The sequence below is a fragment of the Pseudomonas sp. OA65 genome (assembly GCF_017498305.1).
Taxonomy (GTDB): Bacteria; Pseudomonadota; Gammaproteobacteria; order Pseudomonadales; family Pseudomonadaceae; genus Aquipseudomonas; species Aquipseudomonas zanjanensis.
The window spans coordinates 15,709-37,679 of sequence record NZ_JAGDEZ010000047.1 but is presented as its reverse complement, the minus strand read 5'-3'; the positions used below and the strand labels follow the sequence as shown (position 1 = coordinate 37,679).

The 21,971-nt window shown below is 61.1% G+C and carries 20 protein-coding genes; 8 read left to right on the top strand and 12 right to left on the bottom strand.

Translation table 11 applies throughout. From position 1 onward, the window contains the following. Window positions 1-20 precede the first annotated feature (20 nt). Both J3361_RS25800 and J3361_RS25795 read right to left on the bottom strand, forming a co-directional pair. Window positions 21-1,511, bottom strand: a complete 1,491-nt coding sequence (locus tag J3361_RS25800; protein ID WP_207966926.1) for a hypothetical protein — start codon at window positions 1,509-1,511, stop codon at window positions 21-23. A 679-nt stretch (window positions 1,512-2,190) separates the two neighbouring features. Then, window positions 2,191-3,216, bottom strand: a complete 1,026-nt coding sequence (locus J3361_RS25795; protein WP_207966925.1) for a zinc-dependent alcohol dehydrogenase family protein — start codon at window positions 3,214-3,216, stop codon at window positions 2,191-2,193. 257 nt (window positions 3,217-3,473) lie between these two features. Between J3361_RS25795 and J3361_RS25790 the strand changes: the two genes are divergently transcribed. Further along, window positions 3,474-4,388 (top strand): LysR family transcriptional regulator, encoded by a 915-nt coding sequence (locus J3361_RS25790; protein WP_243459022.1) that lies wholly within the window; start codon window positions 3,474-3,476, stop codon window positions 4,386-4,388. 12 nt (window positions 4,389-4,400) lie between these two features. Here the strand turns inward: J3361_RS25790 and J3361_RS25785 are convergent, their stop codons facing one another. Next, the gene (locus J3361_RS25785) at window positions 4,401-4,955 is read right to left on the bottom strand and encodes a hypothetical protein (RefSeq protein WP_207966924.1); all 555 of its coding nucleotides are present in this window, start codon (window positions 4,953-4,955) and stop codon (window positions 4,401-4,403) included. Window positions 4,956-5,053: 98 nt separating this feature from the next. After that, entirely contained in the window at window positions 5,054-5,749 is a 696-nt protein-coding gene (locus tag J3361_RS25780) for a B3/4 domain-containing protein (protein WP_207966931.1), read from the bottom strand. A gap of 163 nt (window positions 5,750-5,912) precedes the next feature. Between J3361_RS25780 and J3361_RS25775 the strand changes: the two genes are divergently transcribed. After that, on the top strand, window positions 5,913-6,515 hold the full coding sequence (locus J3361_RS25775; RefSeq protein ID WP_207966923.1) for a helix-turn-helix domain-containing protein: 603 nt from the start codon (window positions 5,913-5,915) through the stop codon (window positions 6,513-6,515). A 74-nt stretch (window positions 6,516-6,589) separates the two neighbouring features. Here the strand turns inward: J3361_RS25775 and J3361_RS25770 are convergent, their stop codons facing one another. The 4 genes from J3361_RS25770 to J3361_RS25755 form a co-directional block, all read right to left on the bottom strand. Continuing rightward, window positions 6,590-7,300, bottom strand: a complete 711-nt coding sequence (locus J3361_RS25770) for a haloacid dehalogenase type II (RefSeq protein ID WP_207966922.1) — start codon at window positions 7,298-7,300, stop codon at window positions 6,590-6,592. Between the two features lie 120 nt (window positions 7,301-7,420). Further along, the gene (locus J3361_RS25765) at window positions 7,421-8,869 is read right to left on the bottom strand and encodes an APC family permease (RefSeq protein ID WP_207966921.1); all 1,449 of its coding nucleotides are present in this window, start codon (window positions 8,867-8,869) and stop codon (window positions 7,421-7,423) included. A gap of 359 nt (window positions 8,870-9,228) precedes the next feature. Beyond that, window positions 9,229-9,969 carry an IclR family transcriptional regulator C-terminal domain-containing protein gene (locus J3361_RS25760; protein WP_207966920.1) on the bottom strand — a complete coding sequence of 247 codons (741 nt, stop codon included), beginning with the start codon at window positions 9,967-9,969 and terminating at the stop codon, window positions 9,229-9,231. 29 nt (window positions 9,970-9,998) lie between these two features. After that, window positions 9,999-10,967 carry a helix-turn-helix domain-containing protein gene (locus J3361_RS25755; RefSeq protein WP_207966919.1) on the bottom strand — a complete coding sequence of 323 codons (969 nt, stop codon included), beginning with the start codon at window positions 10,965-10,967 and terminating at the stop codon, window positions 9,999-10,001. A 214-nt stretch (window positions 10,968-11,181) separates the two neighbouring features. Between J3361_RS25755 and J3361_RS25750 the strand changes: the two genes are divergently transcribed. The 3 genes from J3361_RS25750 to J3361_RS25740 all read left to right on the top strand — a co-directional run bounded on the left by J3361_RS25750 (window position 11,182) and on the right by J3361_RS25740 (window position 14,718). Then, window positions 11,182-12,555: an aspartate aminotransferase family protein gene (locus J3361_RS25750; RefSeq protein ID WP_207966918.1), complete on the top strand. Its 1,374-nt coding sequence runs from the start codon at window positions 11,182-11,184 to the stop codon at window positions 12,553-12,555. A gap of 39 nt (window positions 12,556-12,594) precedes the next feature. Next, window positions 12,595-14,055, top strand: a complete 1,461-nt coding sequence (locus J3361_RS25745; protein ID WP_207966917.1) for an aldehyde dehydrogenase family protein — start codon at window positions 12,595-12,597, stop codon at window positions 14,053-14,055. Between the two features lie 99 nt (window positions 14,056-14,154). Next, window positions 14,155-14,718, top strand: coding sequence for a cytochrome b (locus tag J3361_RS25740; protein WP_207966916.1), 564 nt, complete (start codon window positions 14,155-14,157; stop codon window positions 14,716-14,718). Between the two features lie 38 nt (window positions 14,719-14,756). Here J3361_RS25740 and J3361_RS25735 read toward each other — a convergent pair whose 3' ends face one another. From J3361_RS25735 to J3361_RS25720, 4 genes are all read right to left on the bottom strand, one after another. Continuing rightward, the gene (locus J3361_RS25735) at window positions 14,757-16,250 is read right to left on the bottom strand and encodes an alpha/beta hydrolase domain-containing protein (RefSeq protein ID WP_207966915.1); all 1,494 of its coding nucleotides are present in this window, start codon (window positions 16,248-16,250) and stop codon (window positions 14,757-14,759) included. Between the two features lie 5 nt (window positions 16,251-16,255). Beyond that, complete coding sequence (locus J3361_RS25730) at window positions 16,256-16,630, bottom strand: DUF6152 family protein (RefSeq protein WP_207966914.1); 375 nt, start codon at window positions 16,628-16,630, stop codon at window positions 16,256-16,258. Next, window positions 16,627-17,511 carry a hypothetical protein gene (locus tag J3361_RS25725; RefSeq protein ID WP_207966913.1) on the bottom strand — a complete coding sequence of 295 codons (885 nt, stop codon included), beginning with the start codon at window positions 17,509-17,511 and terminating at the stop codon, window positions 16,627-16,629. The genes J3361_RS25730 and J3361_RS25725 overlap by 4 nt, the downstream gene beginning before the upstream one ends. Window positions 17,512-17,578: 67 nt before the next feature. After that, window positions 17,579-18,916 carry a hypothetical protein gene (locus J3361_RS25720; RefSeq protein ID WP_207966912.1) on the bottom strand — a complete coding sequence of 446 codons (1,338 nt, stop codon included), beginning with the start codon at window positions 18,914-18,916 and terminating at the stop codon, window positions 17,579-17,581. A 236-nt stretch (window positions 18,917-19,152) separates the two neighbouring features. Between J3361_RS25720 and J3361_RS25715 the strand changes: the two genes are divergently transcribed. The 3 genes from J3361_RS25715 (at window position 19,153) to J3361_RS25705 (ending at window position 21,958) form a co-directional block, all read left to right on the top strand. Next, entirely contained in the window at window positions 19,153-19,536 is a 384-nt protein-coding gene (locus J3361_RS25715) for a DUF6152 family protein (RefSeq protein ID WP_207966911.1), read from the top strand. A gap of 70 nt (window positions 19,537-19,606) precedes the next feature. Then, window positions 19,607-20,371, top strand: a complete 765-nt coding sequence (locus J3361_RS25710; protein ID WP_207966910.1) for a hypothetical protein — start codon at window positions 19,607-19,609, stop codon at window positions 20,369-20,371. 90 nt (window positions 20,372-20,461) lie between these two features. Beyond that, on the top strand, window positions 20,462-21,958 hold the full coding sequence (locus J3361_RS25705) for an alpha/beta hydrolase domain-containing protein (RefSeq protein WP_243459021.1): 1,497 nt from the start codon (window positions 20,462-20,464) through the stop codon (window positions 21,956-21,958). Window positions 21,959-21,971 lie beyond the last annotated feature (13 nt).

Sequence of the window (21,971 nt, the reverse complement as noted above, 5' to 3'; positions counted from 1 at the left end):
ACTCCATCAAACCTCGTTCCTCAATGCCTTGCCGAGTGTTCGTGCGGCTCATCGGCAGCCTGCCCGGCCTCTGCCGTGTCGATGTCGTCGAGGACCTGTTGCAGATCTACTCCCGGAGCCGTGTCCGGTTGGTCCGGCAATGCCACGCTCGCCTGGTACAGCTTGCCAAGAACACCGACGGGCAGGCCACTGACGTCGACCATCCATTGCGCGATTTGATCGGCTACGGGCGCGCCCTGCATGGCCTTGTGCAGGTCCGGCATCGCTACCAGCATGCCGGGGTGGCAACAGCGCAGGAACTGTTCCAGGCCCGCGCCCTGCCCCACGAACGGAGCGAACACCATGCACACCAGTTGCGTTTCGCTGAGCCCCAGGGTCTTTTGCGCTTGGAGGGCGGCGTAGGCGCGGCGTTCGGGAATCGACGAAGGTAAGCCGAACAGCGCCCGGGCCTGCTCGCAGGCATGTTCCGGCAACTGCTTGCGATGCATGATCATGATCGCCCGCTCCACGTAGTCGCCGTACCCCGTTTCGTAGCTGCGTCCCTGCACGTAGCAAGCCTGCAGCCCATGCAAATGGGCCGACAGCAACGGGCTGAGGTATTCGTTTTCGCTCGTCGAGGGCATGAGGTGATCGGTCTGTACCCGCAGGAATTCGTTGAACAGCGGCCAATTGGTGCCTTCCTGGCGATCGACGATCAGGTCGTCGATGCCAATGTGGCTCATCCGCCGGCAAGCCTCGTAATGCCCCTCGGGTTTCCACGCGCCGAGGCGCTCGGGACCGTAGAAATGCTCGTAGAGATCGTTGTTCAGGGTATCGAGGTGCGCAAAGAGACTGTCGAAACAACCAATGTTGTCGATCGGCAGGCCGATCTTGCGGGCAGCGCGGCGCAACCCTGAAATAAACAGTTTTTGCTGGCGCGGCGTATCGCTGCTGACCATCGAATCCACGCCAGGCTCCCAGCGGGCCATGTGCCGATAGAATTCGGTCATCGCCAGGTAGCCTTCTCCACCGATTTCCAGGGGGCTGTCGACCGAGCGAAGGTGCCCCAAAGCCAGCAGGTCCATGCGGTTGGCCTCGTGCCCGGCTACCGACAAGGGCTGCCGGTGATTGAACGGCAATACCTCACGGTTATCCGCCATCAGCAATTCGACCCGGGGGTCGTCATAGACAAACAGCGCACTGTAGCAGCGATGAATGTTCTCCAGCGTCGCCTGGGTGGTCTCGCTCAGGCGTGGCGTGGCGACGCGCAAGGCGAAGGTCACCGGATGCCGGCCCGCGATGCTGAGCTGCGCGGCCCGCAAAGCGGTCAGCACGTAAAAGCCCTCCCGGCTGCCGTTCTGCACCGTCAACACCCGATAATCGCCAATCCGGTCGATGCCTCCGGCGGCGACAATCAATCGCTGGATCAAAAGCTGCAACGCGGTCCGTTCGGCCCGCGAATAAAAACCTAACAATCGCTGAAGTATCTGTTGATACACGTGAGTCATTGCTTGCTCATGAATTGCACTCATAGCCATTTACCTGAAATTCAACTATCGGCGCCGCACCCGCACCAACGTGACCGCGCGACGTGTTGATCTGAATGGATCGTTCTAGTACTCAAAGAGTATTAGCAATACGCTCAAGCGGAGCTTGTCGTAATTATTTGATACATACGCAGAGAGCCACCCGACACGCCTTGGCTCCCCCGCCGCGGGCCGCGTAAATACTGGGCTTCGCCAAGCAAGGGGCACGTCCTAGGAGAATTCCGACAACGTCCCACAGACAATGAGTACGCGAAATAAGGAACTTGCCCAACTTGAATCGACCCTCTATCCCGCCCTGCCTCCCCAAGGTTCGATAGATAGCCCGGTTCCAATTAAAGCTCGTTGCACCTTGAATGTGCCTTGAAGGATGAAGACCTTCGAAAAAGTTATACCGCACCACGACTTCTTCCTTGATATGGAAATCAAGCGTTCAATTATCAGGACTTAAATAATGATTAGAAGATACAGATTGCGGGCAAAAACCAGTTCAGATCTTAACCGGCCGGGCGTTTCGGTCCTGAGCAAACTCGGACAGGCCACTTGATGGATGCTGCAACGCACGTACACACCGCCACTAGCCAGCGGGTGTCTTGGGGAAGAGAGGGTGGGGATCAAACCGAAGGCGGCGCAAGAGCCGGGCGATGACTCTTGCGCAAGACAGCTATCAGGCGGGGTCGACGACCTGAAGGGCGACGCGCTCACGGCAAGGGCATTCGCCCATGTATCGATGAGCTTCGACAAACTCGGAGAACGGGAAAACCCGAGTTTTGAGCGGCAACAGCACGCGATCGGCGGTCAGTTGATTGATGTCACGCAAGGCGCGTTGCAGCGCCACCTGGTCCTGAATAATGCCCAGTTCCGGCTTGCCAGTAAAATTACCGATGCAGTGCACGAAGAACTGAATGTTCTTCTGGAACGCCGCGCAGGCCGGGAACGGTGTCTGGTTGCCGCCCTGCAAGCCGTACAACACCAGGCTGCCACGGGGCGCCAACACATCGCCCAACAACGACATCTGCGGTCCGCCAAGGCCGTCGAACACGACATCGACGCCACGGTTGTCGGTGAGCTTGTTGATTTGCATCAGCAAGTCCTGCTCTTCGGTGACGATGACTTTCTCGGCACCCAGCGACAGCAGGTATTCACGCTCGTCCGCCGTCTTGGTGGCAGCGATCACCCTCACCCCCAAGGCCTTGCCCAGTTGGACAAAGGACGGGCCGGCGCAATGACTGGCATCGGTGACCAAGGCGAATTGCCCCGGTTTGACCCGCGCCAGGTCGATGTAGGCGAAATAGGCGATCAGCAGCGGCGTGTAATGCACGGCGGCTTCGATCGGGCTGAGCACGTCGGGATAACGGGTCAGCGCAGTGCGCGGCAGCACGATGACTTCGCCGTACACCGGATAATCGTTCGGGCTTTCGGCCGGAAAACTGGCGACCTTGTCGCCCACCGCCAAGTCATCGATGCCGTCACCGACGGCCGTGACCACGCCGGCCATTTCATGGCCCAGGCCCGAAGGCAGGCGTGCCTGGGACGACGCCAGGTTCTGACGCCATAAGGTGTCGTACCAACTGATGCCGATCGCTTCGACGCGGACCTGCACTTCTCCTGGCGCAGGAAGAGCCGCCGCATGCTCTTCGCATTTGAGCACCTCGGCACCACCAAACTTGTGAAAACGGATCGTGCGGGACATCGCAAACCTCGTCAAAGTAACCTCTAATGCCATGAACTCTATCCGGGCTTTGTAGCCAAGACCATCAGTGGCTATTAATAGTCGACATGCCTGTCATTGATTCCGCAGCAAGAAAACCGAACCAGTCCTGTAAGACTTATCCCAAGAAAATGCATTTACCCGATGCAGAGTACCAGCCTTTCCCCGTAAGATTCATGCCGGCCATTGTTCCCATATGGCCGCTCACGTCAAGCTTGCCGAATCTGCCAGGACCCCAGATGAATCGAAATGACCTGCGGCGTGTCGATCTGAACCTGTTGATCGTGTTCGAAACGTTGATGCATGAACGCAGCGTGACCCGCGCGGCCGAGAAGCTGTTTCTCGGCCAGCCGGCCATCAGCGCAGCGCTGTCGCGCCTGCGCAGCCTGTTCGATGACCCGCTGTTCGTGCGCACCGGCCGCAGCATGGAGCCTTCGGCCCGGGCGGTCGAGATCTTCGCCCTGCTCTCCCCAGCCCTGGATTCGATCTCCACGGCGGTCAGCCGCGCTGCGGAGTTCGACCCGGCTACCAGCACCTCGGTATTTCGCATCGGCCTGTCGGACGACGCCGAATTCGCCCTGCTGCCGATGCTGCTCAAGCGCCTGCGGGCCGAAGCGCCAGGCATCGTGCTGGTGGTGCGCCGGGTCAATTACATTCTGATGCCGGGCTTGCTGGCCTCCGGCGAAATCTCCATTGGTGTCAGCTATACCGACGACCTGCCGGCCAACGCCAAACGCAAGGTCTTGCGGCGCAGCATGCCCAAAGTGCTGCGGGCCGACACCGCGCCGGGACGACTGACCCTGGACGAATTCTGCGCCCGCCCCCACGCGCTGGTCTCCTTCGCAGGGGATTTGAGCGGTTTCATTGATGAGGAATTGGCCAAACTCGAGCGCAAGCGCCATGTCGTATTGGCCGTGCCGCAGTTCAACGGCTTGAGCACGCTGCTGGCGGGTACCGACATCATCGCCACCGTGCCCGACTACACCGCCGACGCACTGACCGCCGCCGGTGGCGTACGCGCCGAAGACCCGCCCATACCGGTACGCAGCTTCGAGCTGCACATGGCCTGGCGCGGGTCCCAGGACAACGATCCGGGGGAGCGCTGGTTGCGGTCGCGGATTCAGATGTTTTTTGGGGACCCCGATAGCCTGTAATAGAGTTCCACTTTACTCGCCCAGAATGTTCTCCAACGCAGCAGTATGGCCGGCCGGGTCGTTTACGCTGGACATCACTTCGATGATGGTGATCTTATGATCGTTCATCGTCATCAACGAGGCCATCAGTAGCTGCAGGCCATTGAAATCGTCGGTGCCGTCCAGGCGGTGCATCTTCAAGCCGTTCACCTGAAGGATCTTCTCGCTAGTCATGCGAAAGTTGGGTGACGCGGCCTGCTGCTTTTCCTTCACGGTATCCACGGCAAGGCGAAACGCAGCGTCCGGGGTAGTCCCCGCAGTCGGCGCCGGACCTTCGGTAACAATGATGGCCCGCTCGCTTTTCGGATCGAAGTACATCGTGCCGCCGTTCTCGCTGTTCAAGATACGGGTCTCGACACCGTTGAGCACGAACTTCAGCTTGCCGCCTGCCAGGGACACCGATTGCGTGTCCGATGCCGCCGTAGCGGTTTGTTCAGGCGAGGCAGCGACTGCCAGGGTGGCCGCGCCGCTCAAGGCAGCAAGCACACACAAGGAGCGGGTCCAGCCCAACAGCAAATGCTTCGACATTCATAGCGCCTTTGTTTTCAGGCCGTCGAATACCGACGGTCTGTCGTGCGAACAGCCTAGCTTACTTGCCTGCTCACTTGCCCAGGATTATCTGTCGACTATTTAGCCCCAGGCCCCATCAACGAACTTTCGATCTGGACGCCAGGCATCATTCGTTGCAAACCTTCGATCAGTTTGTCCCCCGCTTCCGTCAAGGCTTCAAGCGGCATCGCCGGCAAACTTTCCAGAATGAACCACATGCACTTCGCCTCCGCATCGAGACGGGTCCTGACACCTTGCCGCCAGTTCCAGCGACGGCAGGTCACGCCTTTGTCGTCGCGCCAGACCACTTCGCCGGCGTCTGGATATTCGACAGCAGGAACCCCTTCTTTCAGGGTGTCAAAGGGCTCGGTGCCATCGGCGACTACCAACCGTGGGGAGCCCACATAAGCTTCGATATTTTCCCCGCCAACAGGGATGGCGTACTCAAGACTGATGGCGTTGTAGAGATCGACGATGGGATCCAGGCTAGGCAAGCTGCCGTCGCGCAACACCCGTTTACGCAACGCCTCGGCTGAACAAGGCGTGCGCTGCGGCTTGGCTCCAAACTTTCGGAATGTATCGGCCCACGCGGTCAAATGTGCTTCGCCCCAGCCTGGCCCACCCTCCCGCACTGCCTTGCAAGCCCGGTCCAGTGCGGCCTGAGCAACCTCAGGATGGGTCAGCGGCGCAGCTTGCACCACAATGCTCAGAGCCCTGAACCCCGGGACCAGCTCTGCAACGGCTCGATCGATTAACGGCAGTACGGACAGCATCAAAACCTCCAGGAATCCAAATGTCATTTCATGCTATCCAGCGCCGACCAACAAAGTCAATATAATGACCATGATCACCTAATATAGCGAATGAGTCGATTGACGGGCCTATCGGTAAAGACCGAGAATCCCAGCACTTTTTCCTCCCATCATGACCTCATCAATGACCACGAATAGCAGCCTGCCGACGACCCCAGGTGCTGATGCTCAAGCCGTCAGCCTGGCCGTCGCGCGCACGCTCAAACAGGCGCGCAAGGCACAGAAAATCACGCTGGATGAGCTTTCCCGTCGTTCAGGGGTGAGCAAAGGAATGGTCGTCGAAATAGAGAAATGTACGGCGAACCCCAGCATTGGCATCCTCTGCAAAATCGCCGCCGCGCTTGGACTGTCTGTTGCAGACATCGTCAATGTGACCGAAGCCCCCTCTGCTCATATCATCGACAGCCAGGACATCCCCACGCTCTGGACCGGTGACCTGGGAGGAACAGCGCGACTTCTGGCAGGAACGTCCGGCCCCAATATGATCGAGCTGTGGCGCTGGGAAATGCACCCAGGCGAATCTTTCACTTCACAGGGGCATCCTCAGGGCACGCTTGAACTGTTTCATGTGGAGAAAGGCACGCTGAAATGCGTGGTAGGGGAAACGGAGTTGGTCATCCCTGCGGGAAGCTCGGCAGTGGCCAAGACCGATGTTCCCCATTCCTACTCCAACGCTGGCAAATCCAGGTTGGTGTTCACCATGTCCGTAACGGAGATGCATCAGTAGGTCCCGGCAGACAGGATCTTCTATGCGTCACATCCTCAAAGGCTACGCAACGCTGGCCTTTGCGCCCCTTATGCTCACCGGAGCTTGTGATCAAGCTCGATGAAACTGTCCGCCTGCCAATCCCAATCCTGGGCGTCGGCGGCATCGGGGGCCGGCGCTCCACCGTATTCCATGGGTCGGTCGATATAGGCCGTCATCAGGCCACAATTCCTGGCTGCAGCAAGATCGCTGTGGTGACAGGCCACCAGGCAAAGCTCATTGGATTTCAAACCCAGTGCCTTTGCCGTGGACAGGTACGCGGCTGGATCCGGTTTATAGGTTTGCGCGAACTCCGCTCCCAGCAGCGCGTCCCACTGCAAACCGTTGTACCGGTTCATGGCGATCATCAAGGCCACATTGGCATTGGACAAGGTCACCACCGCGAAGCGTCGGCGCAGCAGGGCCAATCCCTCGGCCACGTCAGGCCATGGGTCCAAGCGACGCCAGGCATGGGCAAGCGTGTGCAATTCCTCTGGAGCAATCTTGTCGACCTGCAGGCCGTAAGACGTCAACAACTGAAGCAGCGTCTCGTAGTGCAATGTATCCAGGACAACGAAACCGCCATGCCCCTCGATGCACTCGCGCAGCGCTGGCGCATACAACCGGCGCCATTGCATTGCAAACTCTGTGGGGCTGATCGCAGGCAGGTAGGTCGACACGAATGGACTCGCCTCACGCGCGACGCCTGAATGCCAGTCAACCACGGTACCGAATACATCGAATGCCAACGCTCGTGGAAGCATCATCGCCAGACTCCTGTGCTTTTACAGTCCAGCCCGGCACTCCAGTTGCCGAGGTATCGGAGTGCGGGAACTCAATGAGCTTAGCCTTATCTCTCTCAAGTGCCATCGACACCGCGCGAGCATCTATAGCTTGTGACTACCCAGCACCAAATACCGCTGCGGTGCCGCCTTGCGCAGTCGCGCCGCCAGAAACACACCCACCAGCAACGCCGCCGGAATGATCGCGCAGAGGCCATATGACAAAGCCTTGCTCGCACCCGTCAGCACATCGAAATGCACCACCGCGATAAACAGGACCGCCAACAGGGCCACGCAAGAGAAACCAGGAAATATCCGCCCACGCCAGATCCCCAGCTTGAGTTCCGGGTGGCGCTGGGCAAAAACCCAGACCGCCGCGGACGTCAGCGCCATCAGCAGAATCACGCACAACGTCGCCAGGTTGGACAGCCAGGCGAACAGTTGCAGGATCGGGTCGGCATCCATGGCGGCGAAAATCAGTACCACCACGGCGGAAATCAAGCTCTGCAACGCCGAGCCCATGTGCGGGCTCTGGTGGACGCGATGGGTGGTGCCCAAGCGGCTGGGCAGCAAACCGTCACGTCCGATGGCATAGAAGTAACGTGCCGCGGCGTTGTGGAACGCCAGCAGGCCGGCGTAGATGCTGACCATGAACAGCACGCGGATGACCTGGGTCAGTTGCGGGCCGACAAAGTGGTCGGACATGCCATAGATAAACGTCGTCGGGTCCTGCAAGGCCTGGAGCGTGGCCACGATCTTGTCCGCCCCGACGCCGATGACCATCGACCAGACCGACAGCGCGTAGAACCCACCGATCAGCAGCACCGAACAGTAGGTGGCAATCGGGATTGTCCGTTGTGGGTTCTTGGCCTCTTCGCCGTAGATGGTGGTGGCCTCGAAGCCGATGAACGCCGCGAAGCAGAACAGCAAGCCGATGGACGGCGTGCCGCTGAAGACGTGAGTGCGGTCAAAAGCGTCGAGGTTGACGCCGCTGTCGCCGCCGGTTCTCAGAATCGCAAAGTCCAGGAGCAGGATCGCCAGGTATTCGGCAATCACGATCACCGACAGCACCCGGGCCGACAGGTCGATCTTGCGATAGCCGAGGATCGCGACACTGGCCATTGCCATCAGCGAGTACGACCACCAGGGCAATACCAGGCCGAAGACGCTTTCCATCGTCCCGCTGACCACGCCCCCGAACATGCCGTACAACCCGACTTGGAGAATGTTGTAGGCAAACATTGCCAACACTCCCGCTGCGCCACCGGCCAAGCCACCCAGGCCGCGAGAGGTGAACGCATAAAAACCACCGGCGTTGGTCACGTGCCGGGACATGGTGGTGTAGCCCACCGAAAACGCCAGTAGCACCAGCAAGGCCAGGATCAGCAACGCCGGTGTGCCAGCGCCGTTGCCCAACATGATGCCAATGGGGAAGCCGCCGGCGATGACACTCAAGGGGCTCGCCGCAGAGACCACGAAGAAGATGATGAAGCCGACACCCAAGGCCCCACGCTTGAGTTCCGTGGAGCTATTGACCGGGAGAGGTACACTCATGTTTTCTTGACCTTATTGTATGAGGCAGTCGCTGTAGGATCGGTGCAGTCAAACGCTCACCGTCACCGAATAGCGTTATTGTTCTTGTTGCACGCTGGATTCGATCCTATGCCTCTCCCTGAACGCCCCATTAGCCCAAATCGGTAATCGCCGCGCTCGCCTCAAAAAAGCCTGGGGTGTGGCTAATGCCAGTTAGTCAAGCTGCAAACCTGTGGGAGCAAAGCTTGCTCGCGATTGCGGTAAGCCAGCCGACCACGATATTGACGACTCTGCCGCTATCGCGAGCAAGCTTTGCTCCCACAGGGTTTATGCCGTCTGCTCCTAACTGACAAGCATCAGGGCGTGTGGCCCCTCTCACTTCACTGCAGGGCAATGCGCGCCGTCAGTTCTGACGCCGCGCCGGTGACCAGGTCGCACAGGTAGCCCTGCTGAAACGCGCGGAACCGCTCGCTGCGCCCCACCAGGGTCATGCTCCCGAGCACTCGGCGTTTTTCATCGAAGATCGGTGCCGCGACGCCGCTGCGTCCCGGGTGCAGCTCGCTTTCACTGATACAGTAGCCCTGCTTGCGAATGGCGAGCAGCCCCTTGGTGAACGGCTTCCACTGCAGTTCCTGATGCAGCACTTGCGTGGGATTGGCGTGAACGTCGTAGATGCGACGTATCTGACGCGGCAGCAGATAGGCCAATACGACCCGAGCGGTCGCGCTGTGAAAGAGATCGATCGGCCGCCCCCGGTCGCCCCCTTCCGGGCCGGCGTCGGAGCCCCGCTGGATCAGCACATTGACCACCGAGTCACCATGCCATTCACTGACCAGCGCATCCAGGCCGGTGTCGGCCACCAGCTTGTCGACCAGGCCTCGGCTACAGGCCAGCAATGGATCGTAGTGGGTCATCTGATGCTCCAGCGTGACGATACGTGGGCCGAGCGCATAGCCCCGTGGCAATCGCTTCAAGAAACCCGCGTCGCCGAGTTCGCGCAGATAACGATAGGCGGTGGCAGGCGTGTAGCCGAGCTCCCGGCAAATGACGTCCACATCAATGACCGGCCGCTCAGGGCGAAACAAGTCGAAGACCCTGAGCAGGCGGCGAAGGCTATTCATCTTTTCTACATCCTTGTGCAGGAAAATGCTCAAGCAAGCGCACAACCGCCGATGGCAGCGCGCGCGGTTTGGGACGGCAACTCTGCGAACAGCGCCTGGTATTCGGCCGCAAAATGGCTGAGGTGAAAGAAGCCCCACTGGGCGGCGGCATCACCAATCGAGAGCTGGGACGCTGGGGTGGACATCAAGGTTCGGCGCACGCCGTTGAGCCTTACGGAGCGCAGGTAATTGACCGGCGTCGTCTCGGTCACCGAACGGAAGCTGTTCTGCACGGTACGCCGACTCACCTGGAGTCGCTGGCACAACTCATCCACGCTGGGCACGTTGTTCGATTGCGCGGTCGCCAGGCGGTGACATTTTTCGACAATGTAACTGCGCGTGGAACTGGGCGCGCGCTGCTGCTTGTCGCAGGCGGGGTCGGTCATCAACTGCAGCAATTCGTCGAGCATGGTCTGCTCCAGCGCCATTTCCCGGTCTTGCGCGTTGTCGAGTTCTTCACTCAAGAGCGCCTGGGAGAACGCCGCCAGCATTCGCCGGCGAGCCTCGGCGTAGCGTTGGGTGGAAAGCCTGATCACCGGCTGGCGTAGCAACTGACCGATTTCCTTGGCCGACGCGGTTTGCACCAACGCTTGCTCGAACAACTCACGCTCGAAGGTGATCGCCAGCAGCTCCATGCCCATCGGCATGTGGAACATGAACTCCTCGCCGCCATGAAGAAAGAACAGGCTGCTGTCATCCACTTCCCGCCCTTGCATCCGGATCGTACCCGGGACGGTGATCGGCACGGCGAAGCACATCTTGCCCCGAGGGGCCACGCCGTGCTGCACGACACGCTGGTTGATCTGCTCGCGAAAGACGTGGCAGCGCGGCGTCGTCAACTGAATCAATGAGCTCTCAGCCGAACCAGCGGTCAGCTGGTTGTAGTCCTGGCTCCACTCCTGGACGGTGGCGGCATGGACATGAATGTCGTGGAAGTGGCTGATGTTCAGGTTTTTCATGATGACGAAAGCCTCGGCCAATATTCTTGTTTTTAGATCGCCCTCACGACCGATATTCTCACATTAAGAGAATTCTGCAAATTTTCTTTCATGATCGCCAGATCTTCGAAAGGAAGGTACGCGGCAGCCTTCCAATGTGCCGATTCGGGCTACCGGCCAGGAACGGGCCACGAGGATGATCGAGACACTGAAACCGACATCCTGAGAGACCGTCATGAGTGAAGCCAAACTTGAATCCCTCCATTTCGCGGACGCCCCGCAGATAACCTCTGCCATCCCCGGCCCCAAGACCACCGAGGCCCTGGCGCTGTCGGCACGTACCGAGTCGATGGCCCGCGGCGGCGGACGCATGCCGGTGGCCATGGACCGGGCGTTCGGCGCGACCTTCAAGGACGCCGATGGCAATACCTACATCGACCTGTCCGCGGGCGTGGGCGTCAGCAGCGTAGGTCGCTGCCATCCGAAGGTGGTGCAGGCCATTCGCGAACAGTCCGAAGTGCTGATGCACGCCCTGGAGGTCAACAGCACCCGGCGCACCGAATTGGCCGCCAAGCTCTCCGAGATCGCACCCGACGGCTTGCGCGGCGACTGCATCACGTTCTTCACCCAAAGCGGCAGCGATGCGTTGGAGGCGGCCATCAAGTTCGCCAAGCGCGTGACCGGACGGCACCAGATCATCGCCTTCCACGGTGGTTACCATGGTGTGTGGAACGCGTCCGGCGCGCTCACCACAGGCACGGCTTACCGCAAAGGCTACGGTGCCCAGATGGGTGGCGTCATTCACGCGCCCTACCCTTATGCCTATCGCTTCCCTTTCGACACCACCCACAAAAGCGCCGAGCAGATCGCCGGTGAGTACGTGGATTACCTGCTGAACACCCCCTACACCGCCGCCGACGACGTGGCTGCCGTGATCGTGGAGCCGGTGCAAGGCGAAGGCGGCTACGTGCCCCCCTCGCCAGAATTCCTGCAACTGCTGCGCAAGGCCTGCGACCGTAGCGGTGCACTGCTGATCGTCGATGAAGTGCAGTCCGGTGCGGGGCGTACCGGCAAGATGTGGGCGGTCGAGCATTCCGGCGTGAAGCCCGACATGCTCACCTTCGGCAAGGGCATCGGCAGCGACTTGCCCATGGCCGGCCTGATCATGCGTTCGGACCTGGCGGCGGCGATTCCGGACGGATCGATGCCCAACACCTTCGCCGCCAACTCGTTGTCCGCGGCAGTGGCGCTGACCAACATCAGCATCCTACAGGACCCGGAGCTTGATCTGCTCAACCGGGCCCACACACTGGGGCTGGAAGCCCAGGAACGTATCCGTGGCTTCGGCAGCCCATTGGTCGGTGAAGTCCGCGGTCGCGGCTTGATGATCGGCATCGAGCTGGTCTCGGACCCGACCACCAAGGCGCCCCTGGCGCCGGAAAAAATCGGCCAGCTCATGGGTTACCTGCTCAGCCACGGTGTACTGATGATTCCCTGCGGACGCTACAGCAACGTGATGCGCGTCATGCCTTCGCTGACCATTTCACGGGCGTTGTTCTTCAAGGCACTGGACATCTTCGGCGACGCTCTGGACTCCCTCGAGGCGTGACATGTCCCCGACTCCTGTCTATCACCCATGGACTTCAAAATGACTGATCACTTGAAACACTTCATCGCAGGCGCGTCTTTCGAAGCCTCCGGCGGCGACCGCATCAACCTCGTCAACCCCGTGACTGAACAGGTCTACGGCAGTTGCGCCCGCGGCACCGCCGAAGACGTCGACCGAGCCGTGTCGGCCGCACGCAACCAGCTCGAACGTGGCGCCTGGAGCCAGCTTGATGGCGCCCAGCGCGCTCGGCTGCTGTCGAAACTGGCCGACCTCGTGGAACGCGACACCGACCTGCTGGCCGACATGGACGCCGACGCCATCGGCCGCTCACCGATGGAACCGCGCCGGCTGGACGTACCCAACGCCGTCGCCAACCTGCGCGCCTCCGCCGGCTGGGCCAACCAGCTTGAGGGGCGGACCATTCCCTCCGGCGGCTACTTCGGCACCAAGTCCCTCTCATACACGGTGCGGGAGCCGGTGGGCGTCGTCGGGGCCATCGTTCCATGGAACTCACCACTGATGATCACCGTGTGGAAACTCGCCGCCTTGCTGGCGGCAGGCTGCACCGTCGTGATCAAGCCTTCGGAAGAAACGCCACAGTCGGCCCTGCACCTGGCAACACTGGCCCAGGAAGCGGGCTTCCCTGACGGCGTGATCAACGTCGTGACCGGCTACGGCAACGAGGTGGGTCGTGCCCTGTGCGAACACCCCCATGTCGACAAGATCAGTTTCACCGGCAGCCCTGAAGCCGGCCGCGAGATCCAGCGCACCGCCGGCGTGCTGTTCAAGCGCGTGGCCCTGGAGCTGGGCGGCAAGAGCCCGCAGATCGTCTTCGACGATGCCTCCTTCGATGACGCGCTGTTCGGCTGCTCCCTCGGCCTGTTCGCCAACCAGGGACAGGTCTGCGCGGCCGGCTCACGTATTCTGGTCCAACGCGGCCTCGCCGACCGCTTCGCCGCGGCGCTGGCCGATGCCGCACGCGCCGTCAAAGTGGGTGATCCTCGCCAACCTGGCGTGCAGATGGGGCCGGTGGCCAAAAAAGCCCAATTGGACCGCGTCAACCGTTACATCCAACTGGGCATCGACCAAGGTGCGACCCTGCTGGCCGGCGGCGTATCGAGCCCCGAACAAGGCTGGTTCGTCCGACCGACGATCTTCGCCAACGCCCGCAACGACATGGCGATCGCCCGGGACGAGATCTTCGGTCCCGTCGGCACGGTGATCACGTTCGACAGCGAGGATGAGGCGATCGCATTGGCCAACGATTCCAACTATGGCCTTGCAGCCACGGTCTGGACCAGGGACCTGGCGCGGGCGCATCGCGTGGCGGCGGCAATGAAGGCCGGCGCCGTGGGCATCAATTGCTGGAGCCCGCTGGACGCCAACCTGCCCTGGGGCGGCGTCAAGGCCAGCGGCATTGGCCGAGAAGGCGGATTCAGCGGCGCGCTGGCCTACACCGAGGAGAAGGTCATTACCGTACTGCTGCCCAGCTCAAAATAACCCGCATTGACCCGGCCACCTTCCAAGCCGCTTGTGCCGTAGAGGGTGGCCGTTCAAACGCGCATTTTCGATGCTTTGATAATGGATGGAGAGACCGCGATGAATCCGGCAAATCAAACAATAATTGATCGGTATCCGACGTCCCTGCGGATTTTGCACTGGGTGCGCGCAGTGCTCATCGCCGGCCTCCTCTGGGCGGGCTGGCACATGACCGGGCTCGATGACGAAGTGGCAAGCAAATATGAGCTCTATTACCCGTGGCACAAATCCTTCGGGGTGCTGGCATTCCTGGTGGTCCTGATCCAGATCGGCCTACGGGTGAAAACGGCCAGGCTACCGCAACCGCCGGAGACACTGGCACGGTATGAGCGGGTTTCCTCACGACTTGCGCACCGTACGCTGTACGCACTACTGGTGATCGTGCCGTTGATGGGCTACTCGATGTCGAGCACCTACACGATGAGCGACGGCGTGTTTTTCTTTGGGGTAAACCTTCCGGAGCTGCTGGGCAAGAATGACGACTGGTTCGTCGTCTTCCAGTGGCTGCACAAAGTGCTCGCCTATACCCTGCTCGGCCTGATCCTGGTGCATGTCGCCGGCGCCCTCAAGCATCGGTTTTATGACCGCGACCCTCGAAACGATGTCCTGCGCCGCATGCTGTGACTTGATGAGGCGTTGGCGAAAGACGCCAACGCCTTCACTCACGGCTCGGACCGCAGAGGGCCGGTAAAGTCCGCCGGTAAAGCGACTGGCTTGACGAGTACCGCATCCTCCGGCAACAAATACCCTTCCTTGATCGTCTGCTGTTTGGCAGACTCGAAACGACTCGCATAATTGGCATGACTGCCATACAACACCTTCAGCCGCTGCGCGGAATACGGCACCTTCGTGTCGTAGGCCGAACCGCAGCCGGTTTCCTGGTCGGTCAGGTAGGTGGCGCTCGGCACCTTGATCCACGGCGGACGTACCCCGCCCAACATGTTGCCGGTCCGCGGGTCGCGGGCAATGCCCTTCCCTTCGCGACCGACCCGTTCAGCCTTGGGCATCGGCGTGCCTTCACGCACCCAGCGATCCATCGCGTCGAGGATCGCGGATACGACCGTCTCCACCGGCTCGTCATAAAGGGACTGGCATTGCGGATCGTTGCGCTTGTCACCGTCAGCCGGATGCGGCTCCGTCGCGTCGGTGCCTTGATCGGCAAGACGCAGGTGCGGCATGCCCGTGACCTCGTAGTAACGCAGCTTCGGTTGGTCGGTGTCTGGCGGTAGCGCGACCGCCTGGGTGGCATCGTGTACCACCTCGGCCTGGCTGTAGACCGTCACGAAAGGCGCGTCCATGGGCATTTGGCGCGGAACCCGGAGCACCTCGCCCCCCAGGTCGCCATACACCACGTGCCCCGTCATGTAGGCGTCGATCAGCGGCTTGCCGTCCGGCATGCGCCACTGCTGATGACGCCCCTGATCGAGATAATCGAGCCAGAGCTGGCCATTGATAGCCCAGGTATTGACGTAGATGCGCTTGACGTCGAGCCCCTGGGTGGGGCCGTGTACGAGGTTTGACTTGAGCAGCAAGGCCAGTTGCGCGGCAATGCCCTGCGCCTGGGGCGGGTACTGGTCGGGACCGTCGCCGCGTCGGAACCGGTCGCTGTCGTAGTAGCTGCCGAGCGGTGCGTAGCGCTTGTAGTCGTAGCGGCGCATGAAGTCGAGGTTCAAGTTACGGGGCTCAGGATCCCAATCCAGTGTCTTGGGATCGTTCGCCGGTCGATTGATGCTGAGTGTATAGCCGGCGAATGCATAACCCTTGCGCATCAGGTACTGGCGGGTGAGGATCCAGCCAGCGCCACGTTCGCCCATCCAACTGAACGGCTCCAGCACGACCGTGCCGTTGAAGCGTCCAGGGTCCTTGGGTTTGCGGATCAGAAAACGCGTCACGTAGGGGGCGTCGAACAAGTGCTCGCCAGACGCGGTGATCGCTGGCGCGAGCCCCAGCAGGTAATACTCCTCCTCTACATACCCGAACCTCTCCAAGTCGACATACTCGGTGCCGTGCCTCGACGCGGACGCGAGAGGCAACCGGCCGCTGGGCGGCACCGGGGAGATTTGCGGCATGGATGGGATTTGCGCGACGACGGGCTCGCCCGTCGTCAGCACCAGCAAAGCCGCCATGGAAAACCTGGGCAACCAAACCTCGCCCATAGGCTTCATTTCCAGGCCCCGATGGTTTTTCCATTGGGCAGCCGCAGCGCTTGAAGGGCGCCTCCTGTCTTCGTCTCGTCCTTCATCGGAGCGAACTGCAGGTCGACCTTGTCGCCTGGCTTGAGCGTATTGGCCATCCAGCCCTGGCGCATCAGGATATTCGGGCCGCCGGCCTCGATCGCCCAGGTCTCGGTCTTGTCCCCGGCCGGCACATCGACGAACAACCAAACGTGAGGGTTCTTAAACTGCACCTCACTCACTGTGCCGGCAATCGCGACGAGCTTCGACATGTCGAAGGCTGAGTAGGAGTGGTGGGCAAAAGCCGCCGGTGTCGGCAAGCCCAGGAGCGCCAGACTGAACAGCATGAATTTGAGCTTCACTGGGTGTCTCCTTGATTGTTGTTGCCCGTCTGATTCAGGTTCCGTCGCTCGGGAATCGTCGTGATTTCCGCGCCCGTCACGGGATCGATCGACTCGTTATTGCTGTCCTCGCAGACGAACTCCATGAACTCGACCCCCTTGGGCGCACGGCGGAACGTCAGCGGCTTCCACTGCCACGGCTGGACCAGCGCATCCGGGTCTTCGACCCTGCCATCCACCTGCAGCAGGCCTTCGTCGTTGATGAAGATCCGCTCTTTGATGATCATGCGCGGACCGTGGCCGAGCGCGTCGTCGGCATGCCCGTACTCGCCTAATGTGGTTTCCTGGCGGATGTTGGTCGTCTCGACGACCAGCACATTTCCCTCCCAGCGTGCGACCGAATGGCCCTCGAATGTCGCAGGCGACTCCTCGGGATTGGGGTGGGCACGCCCATCGAGGTAGATGCGACGCGTCTCGCGCAGGAACTCTTGCGCCCAGTTGATCTGCGTCGGCGTTTGCATGATCTCTACCGCGTAAGGCCCAACCATGTTCGTCGGCATGCCCAGCACCTTGCACGACGTCTTGAACTCGCTGCCCACTTTGGCGAGGTCCTCAGTCCGTTTTCTGGCGCTCTCGAGGTAGACCCCCTTGAGCGCCGGCGTGGTGCCGAATGGGGGGCCGACATTGGTGTCGGGGTTATCGGCACCGGTGCTGTTGACAAGGGGGTCTACGGAACTCCCCACCGGCATCCACAGTCCGCTGAGGTCGGGCGGTGCGGCTTTCGGCTTGGCCGCGCTGGACATTGCAGGGGGCGTTGCGGCGTCGGCGGACAAGGGATTCGCGGATGCGGCCAGGATAGCCAGCAGCGCAATGACTGCATGAACGAGAGGTAACGTTTTCATAGGCATGACCTGCGTCTTCTTCTACACGTTGGAGGTGGCTTAGGATGTTTGGCGGCGTGGATAGCCCTCAGAAACTCACCCAGGCGATGAGTTGGAAGTAGGTGTTGGTCGACGCGCTTCCACTCTGGTTGCCGCCATTGCCGAGCCACTTATCGGGCTTGTAGAAGCCGACGAGGGGCGAGAGCGTGATGTTGTCCGTCACCATCCAATCCAGGAAAAAGTCGAACTCGCGTGCGCTGAAATCCTGCTCCCCTCGCCGGGAAAGCTGGTGGTAGTCGAAGGCCATCGCGTTAAGCGTCAACTTGTCGGTCGGCATGACCGAGAGCAGTACATCATTGATCTGCATGTTCGAAGTCACCGAACCTGCGTAATTCACACCGACTTCACCTTGGTAGCGTTTGCGAAAACCGCCCTGGAACAGGAAGTCCCAGCCTTCGGAATAGCGCGTATAGCGATAGCTCACCGTCGGTTGCCATTTGACATCGGCGAAGGTGTAGCCTGCGTCGAAGAACATCGCCCGCTGCGACCCCGAGCGTTTTTCCTGGCGCGCCACTTCGAACGCGAAATCGGCGTTCTCGATGCCGGCATTGCCCTGGCCACGGATGCTGTAGATGTCCATGCCCTTGCGCTCACCCCGATCGCCAAAGACGTATCGTTCTTCGACATCCAGGCCGCGCACGTACGTCGAACCGATCGAGCCGATGGGCGTCGTGTAGTCGACAGTGGCAGCCGCCACTTCGGTCTTGGACTGCCCGGGATTGTCCGATTTCAACCAGATCAGGCTGCCGTGAAGGCCCTGCGTACCGCCCAGCTTCAGGACCGCCGTATTCCCGAACGCCAAGCGCGGGCCGAGGTAAAAGGCACCGCCGCGATTAAACCGGCCATCCGCGACGCCCTCGATGGGATTGAAAGCGTTCCCGGGGGCGAACCCATCATCGGTAATCAGAAAGCCGTCCACCGTCACGATCTGCCGGCCAAAGGAGAAATCCACGCCGTCCACGCCCAAGGCCGGAATCAAATCACCTGACTTCCAGCCCAGGTAGGCCTCTTCCACCGCGGTTTCTCTCTCATTTCCCGCGGTGATCGCGCCCGCGTCGCCGTCGCCCCATGACCCGGTACTGATCATGCTGAATCCGCCGTAGATAGAGCCGGCGTCGATCTTATCCGTCGTGCCACTGATTCCATACTTGGCGAACCCTTCCTGCCATCGCATGCTGCCGGGTTCCCGTTGCGGGTCGCCGAGGTAATTCTTGCTGCTGCCGAACCAGCCAAATCCCGCCCACAGCTCGGCGTTCAGGACGGTTCCGCCTTCGTTTTCGTTGTAAAGCTCATAGCCTTGCGCCTGCGGCTCGAACGCGCAGAGTGCAACCAGCGAAAGCAATGGGGCGTAATGGGGGGTGCGCATGACGTCTCTCCTGTTTTTATATTTATGAGGCGAGTCATGAGTGTTCCGATTCGGCTCGTCCGTGCGGTAGCCCAAATCAGCACGTGAGAGGACCCGCGAAGCATTTCCTTGCCGTTCCCCCCACCCGGCGGAAAACATGTCCAGAGAGTTGAACGGTTGCCGTTTTGGGCTACGGCCCACTCATGCGTCCGCCCTATGCTGGGGCCATAAGAACGCATAAGAACGAGGCACCCGTCATGACCCCAATACCGCTGTTACGTCAGGGGCTTTGCCTGCTGACCATCGTCGCCTGCAGTGCCCTGCCATCCCTGGCCACTGCCCACCATTCATTCGCACTCTTCGACCAGACCAAGACGGTCACGGTCAAGGGCGTCGTCGAGCGCTTTGCCTGGACCAATCCGCACATCACGATTTATCTCGATACCCCCGGCCCACCGCCCCAGCGCTTCAAGATCGAGACAGGCAGCGTCAACGCATTGCAGCGTGCTGGCTGGAGCGCTGACTCGATCAAGGCCGGCGAGAGCGCCGAGGTGTCCTTCAGGCCCCTGAAAAACGGTGACCCGGGCGGACTGCTGGTGGAGATCAAGGTCGGTGACGTCGTGCTCACCGGCGGCGGATAGGAAAAGTCCCCCCGCCTGATGACCACTGAACCAAACCGAACAAGCCAGCCAACAGCGTGGAGATGTTTCAATGAAACCGACACGAACTTTGAGCGCAGCAACGATCTTCCTCAGCGTCGTCCTCATGACCGTCGCCGGGGTGTGCACCGCCGCGCCGTCTAAATCCCAGAAAACTACGCGCCCGGACATCAGCGGTACCTGGGAACGAACCCCGGACGACTGGTTCGGTGAGAACCCGGACGATCCGGTGCACCCGGGTGGCCCGATGGATCTGAAGGAATCCTATGCCCGTGACTACGCCGCGCTGAAAAAGAAACAAGCCGCCGCGAACGAAGCCGGCACGCCCCTGGCCACGACGAGCTCCAAGTGCCTGCCCGAAGGCATGCCGACGATGATGGCGGCGCTGTTTCCGATCCAGATCATTCACGATGACAAGCAGGTGATTGTCCTCGGCGAGTACCTCCAGCAGGTGCGCCGGATTCTCCTGGACCAAGCCATGCCGCCCAAAGAGAAGCTCGACCCCAAGTACCAGGGTCATTCCCGCGGCCACTGGGAAGGCGACACGCTGGTGGTGGAGACGCAACGCGTGCGAACCGACGTGACCTTCTATGACGTTCCCCACAGTGAGGCGATGAAGATCACCGAGCGCATCAGGCTAAAGGGGCCGGACCATTTGGAGAACCAGGTGGTGATCGAGGACCCGGAGGTGCTCAACACCCCGTATCGCTTCACCTTCGACTACAAGCGCTCCAACTACGCCATTCAAGAATACGTCTGCGAGAACAACCAGATCGTGATCGACAGCGAGGGCAAGGCGTCCCTGAGCCGTGAGTGAAGCCCTGCCGCGAGGCCAGTGTTGGGGGTGCGAAGCGCCCCCAAACCAGACTGATTTTGCTCCCTTGGAGATGACCGGATGGAAAGACCGATGCCCCTCAGCCTCCTGCGGCCGGCGCTGCCAAGGGTCCTGCTGTCGCTGATCCTTAGCTCGAACGCGTTCGCCGAGGTGCCGCGCATGCCCACGGCCATTGCCATACCACCTTCCAGCGAGCCACCGCTGTCGTCGGCGAAACGGCCAGGCACGGAACACAGCGATCTCGACAAGTACGGCTACGTCGAGGAGGAGTTTTACCTGCAAGGCGTCGCCCCGGCGATTACCGCCGCAGGTAAAACCCTCTTCGAGGCGCCCTACACCACGCGCATCCTGGTACGTAAACCGGCGGACCCGGCGCGCTTCAACGGCACGGTGGTGATCGAGCCGTTCAGTTGGTTTGGCGAGCGTGGCGCCGGCTGGATCCTGACCCGTGACTACTTGCTGCGACGTGGCTACGCGTATGTCGGCTACACGCTGAACATGAACAAGCCGGCCGTCGATCCCAAGTTCATCTCGGACACCCCGGCCGCCGAAGCGGAGCAGATTGCCCAATACGGACGGATCGTGAACTTCGAGTTCATGCGCCGCTTCGACTACGCCCGCTATGCGCCGCTGGGCACCTACTACGACCCGCAGCGTTTCACCCGTGGCGAAGGCCCCGACCCGTTCGTGCCCCAGTCACAGGGGATCGCAGCGCAGCTGGCGTTGCTGCTCAAAACCAACGCGGCGCAGGGCCCGTTGGCAGGCCTGAATGTGCAACGCATCTACGTCAATAGCTGGGCGGTGACTGCGCAGGTCTGGATGGACTACCTCGACCAGGGCCGGCACCAGCAATGGCGCATGCCCGACGCACGACCGTTGATCGACGCCTATATGACGGGGCGCATGGCCTATGGCGAAGTGGGTGGCGACGTCATCCGCCTGCCGCGGCAGATGCCCGACCGCGTGCCGTTCGTGACCGTCTACAGCCAGTCCGAACTGATGCATGACGTCATCGAAGGTATCGACCTGCCGCCGGACACCGACAGCCCGCAGGTCCGCTACTACGAAGTGACCGGCATGCCCCATCTGCGGCTGGCCGACCTCGGTACGGAACATACCGAACTGTTCGCTGCCGACGTCGGCAAAGGCGACGATCCACGGTGCCGGACGCTGTACGACGAGCCGGCGGAACTGGTCGTCTCGGCCCTCCTCGATGGCATGGACCAATGGGTGCGCGAAGGCAAAGCCATGCCGAAGGCCCCGCGAGTCGTGCGCGAGGGCAACGTCGCCGTACGCGACCCCGCCACCGGCAACCTGCAAGGGGGTGTGCGCCCGCCGTGGGTCCAGGTGCCCAGTGCGACCTACCTCACAGACCAGGAGACCGGCTGCGGTCTGATCTACGACACCAAGGTGCCCTATTCCAAGGACGTGCTTGGCCAGCGCTATGGAAGTTTCAGCCGCTACGAACAGGCGTTCGAAGACGCCAAGGATCTCTCGATCAAGCAAGGCTTTCTCCTTCCGGAAGATGCAACGGGCCTGCGTCCGATCGCGAAACCTCAAGACTTCTAACCCAACGCGGAAG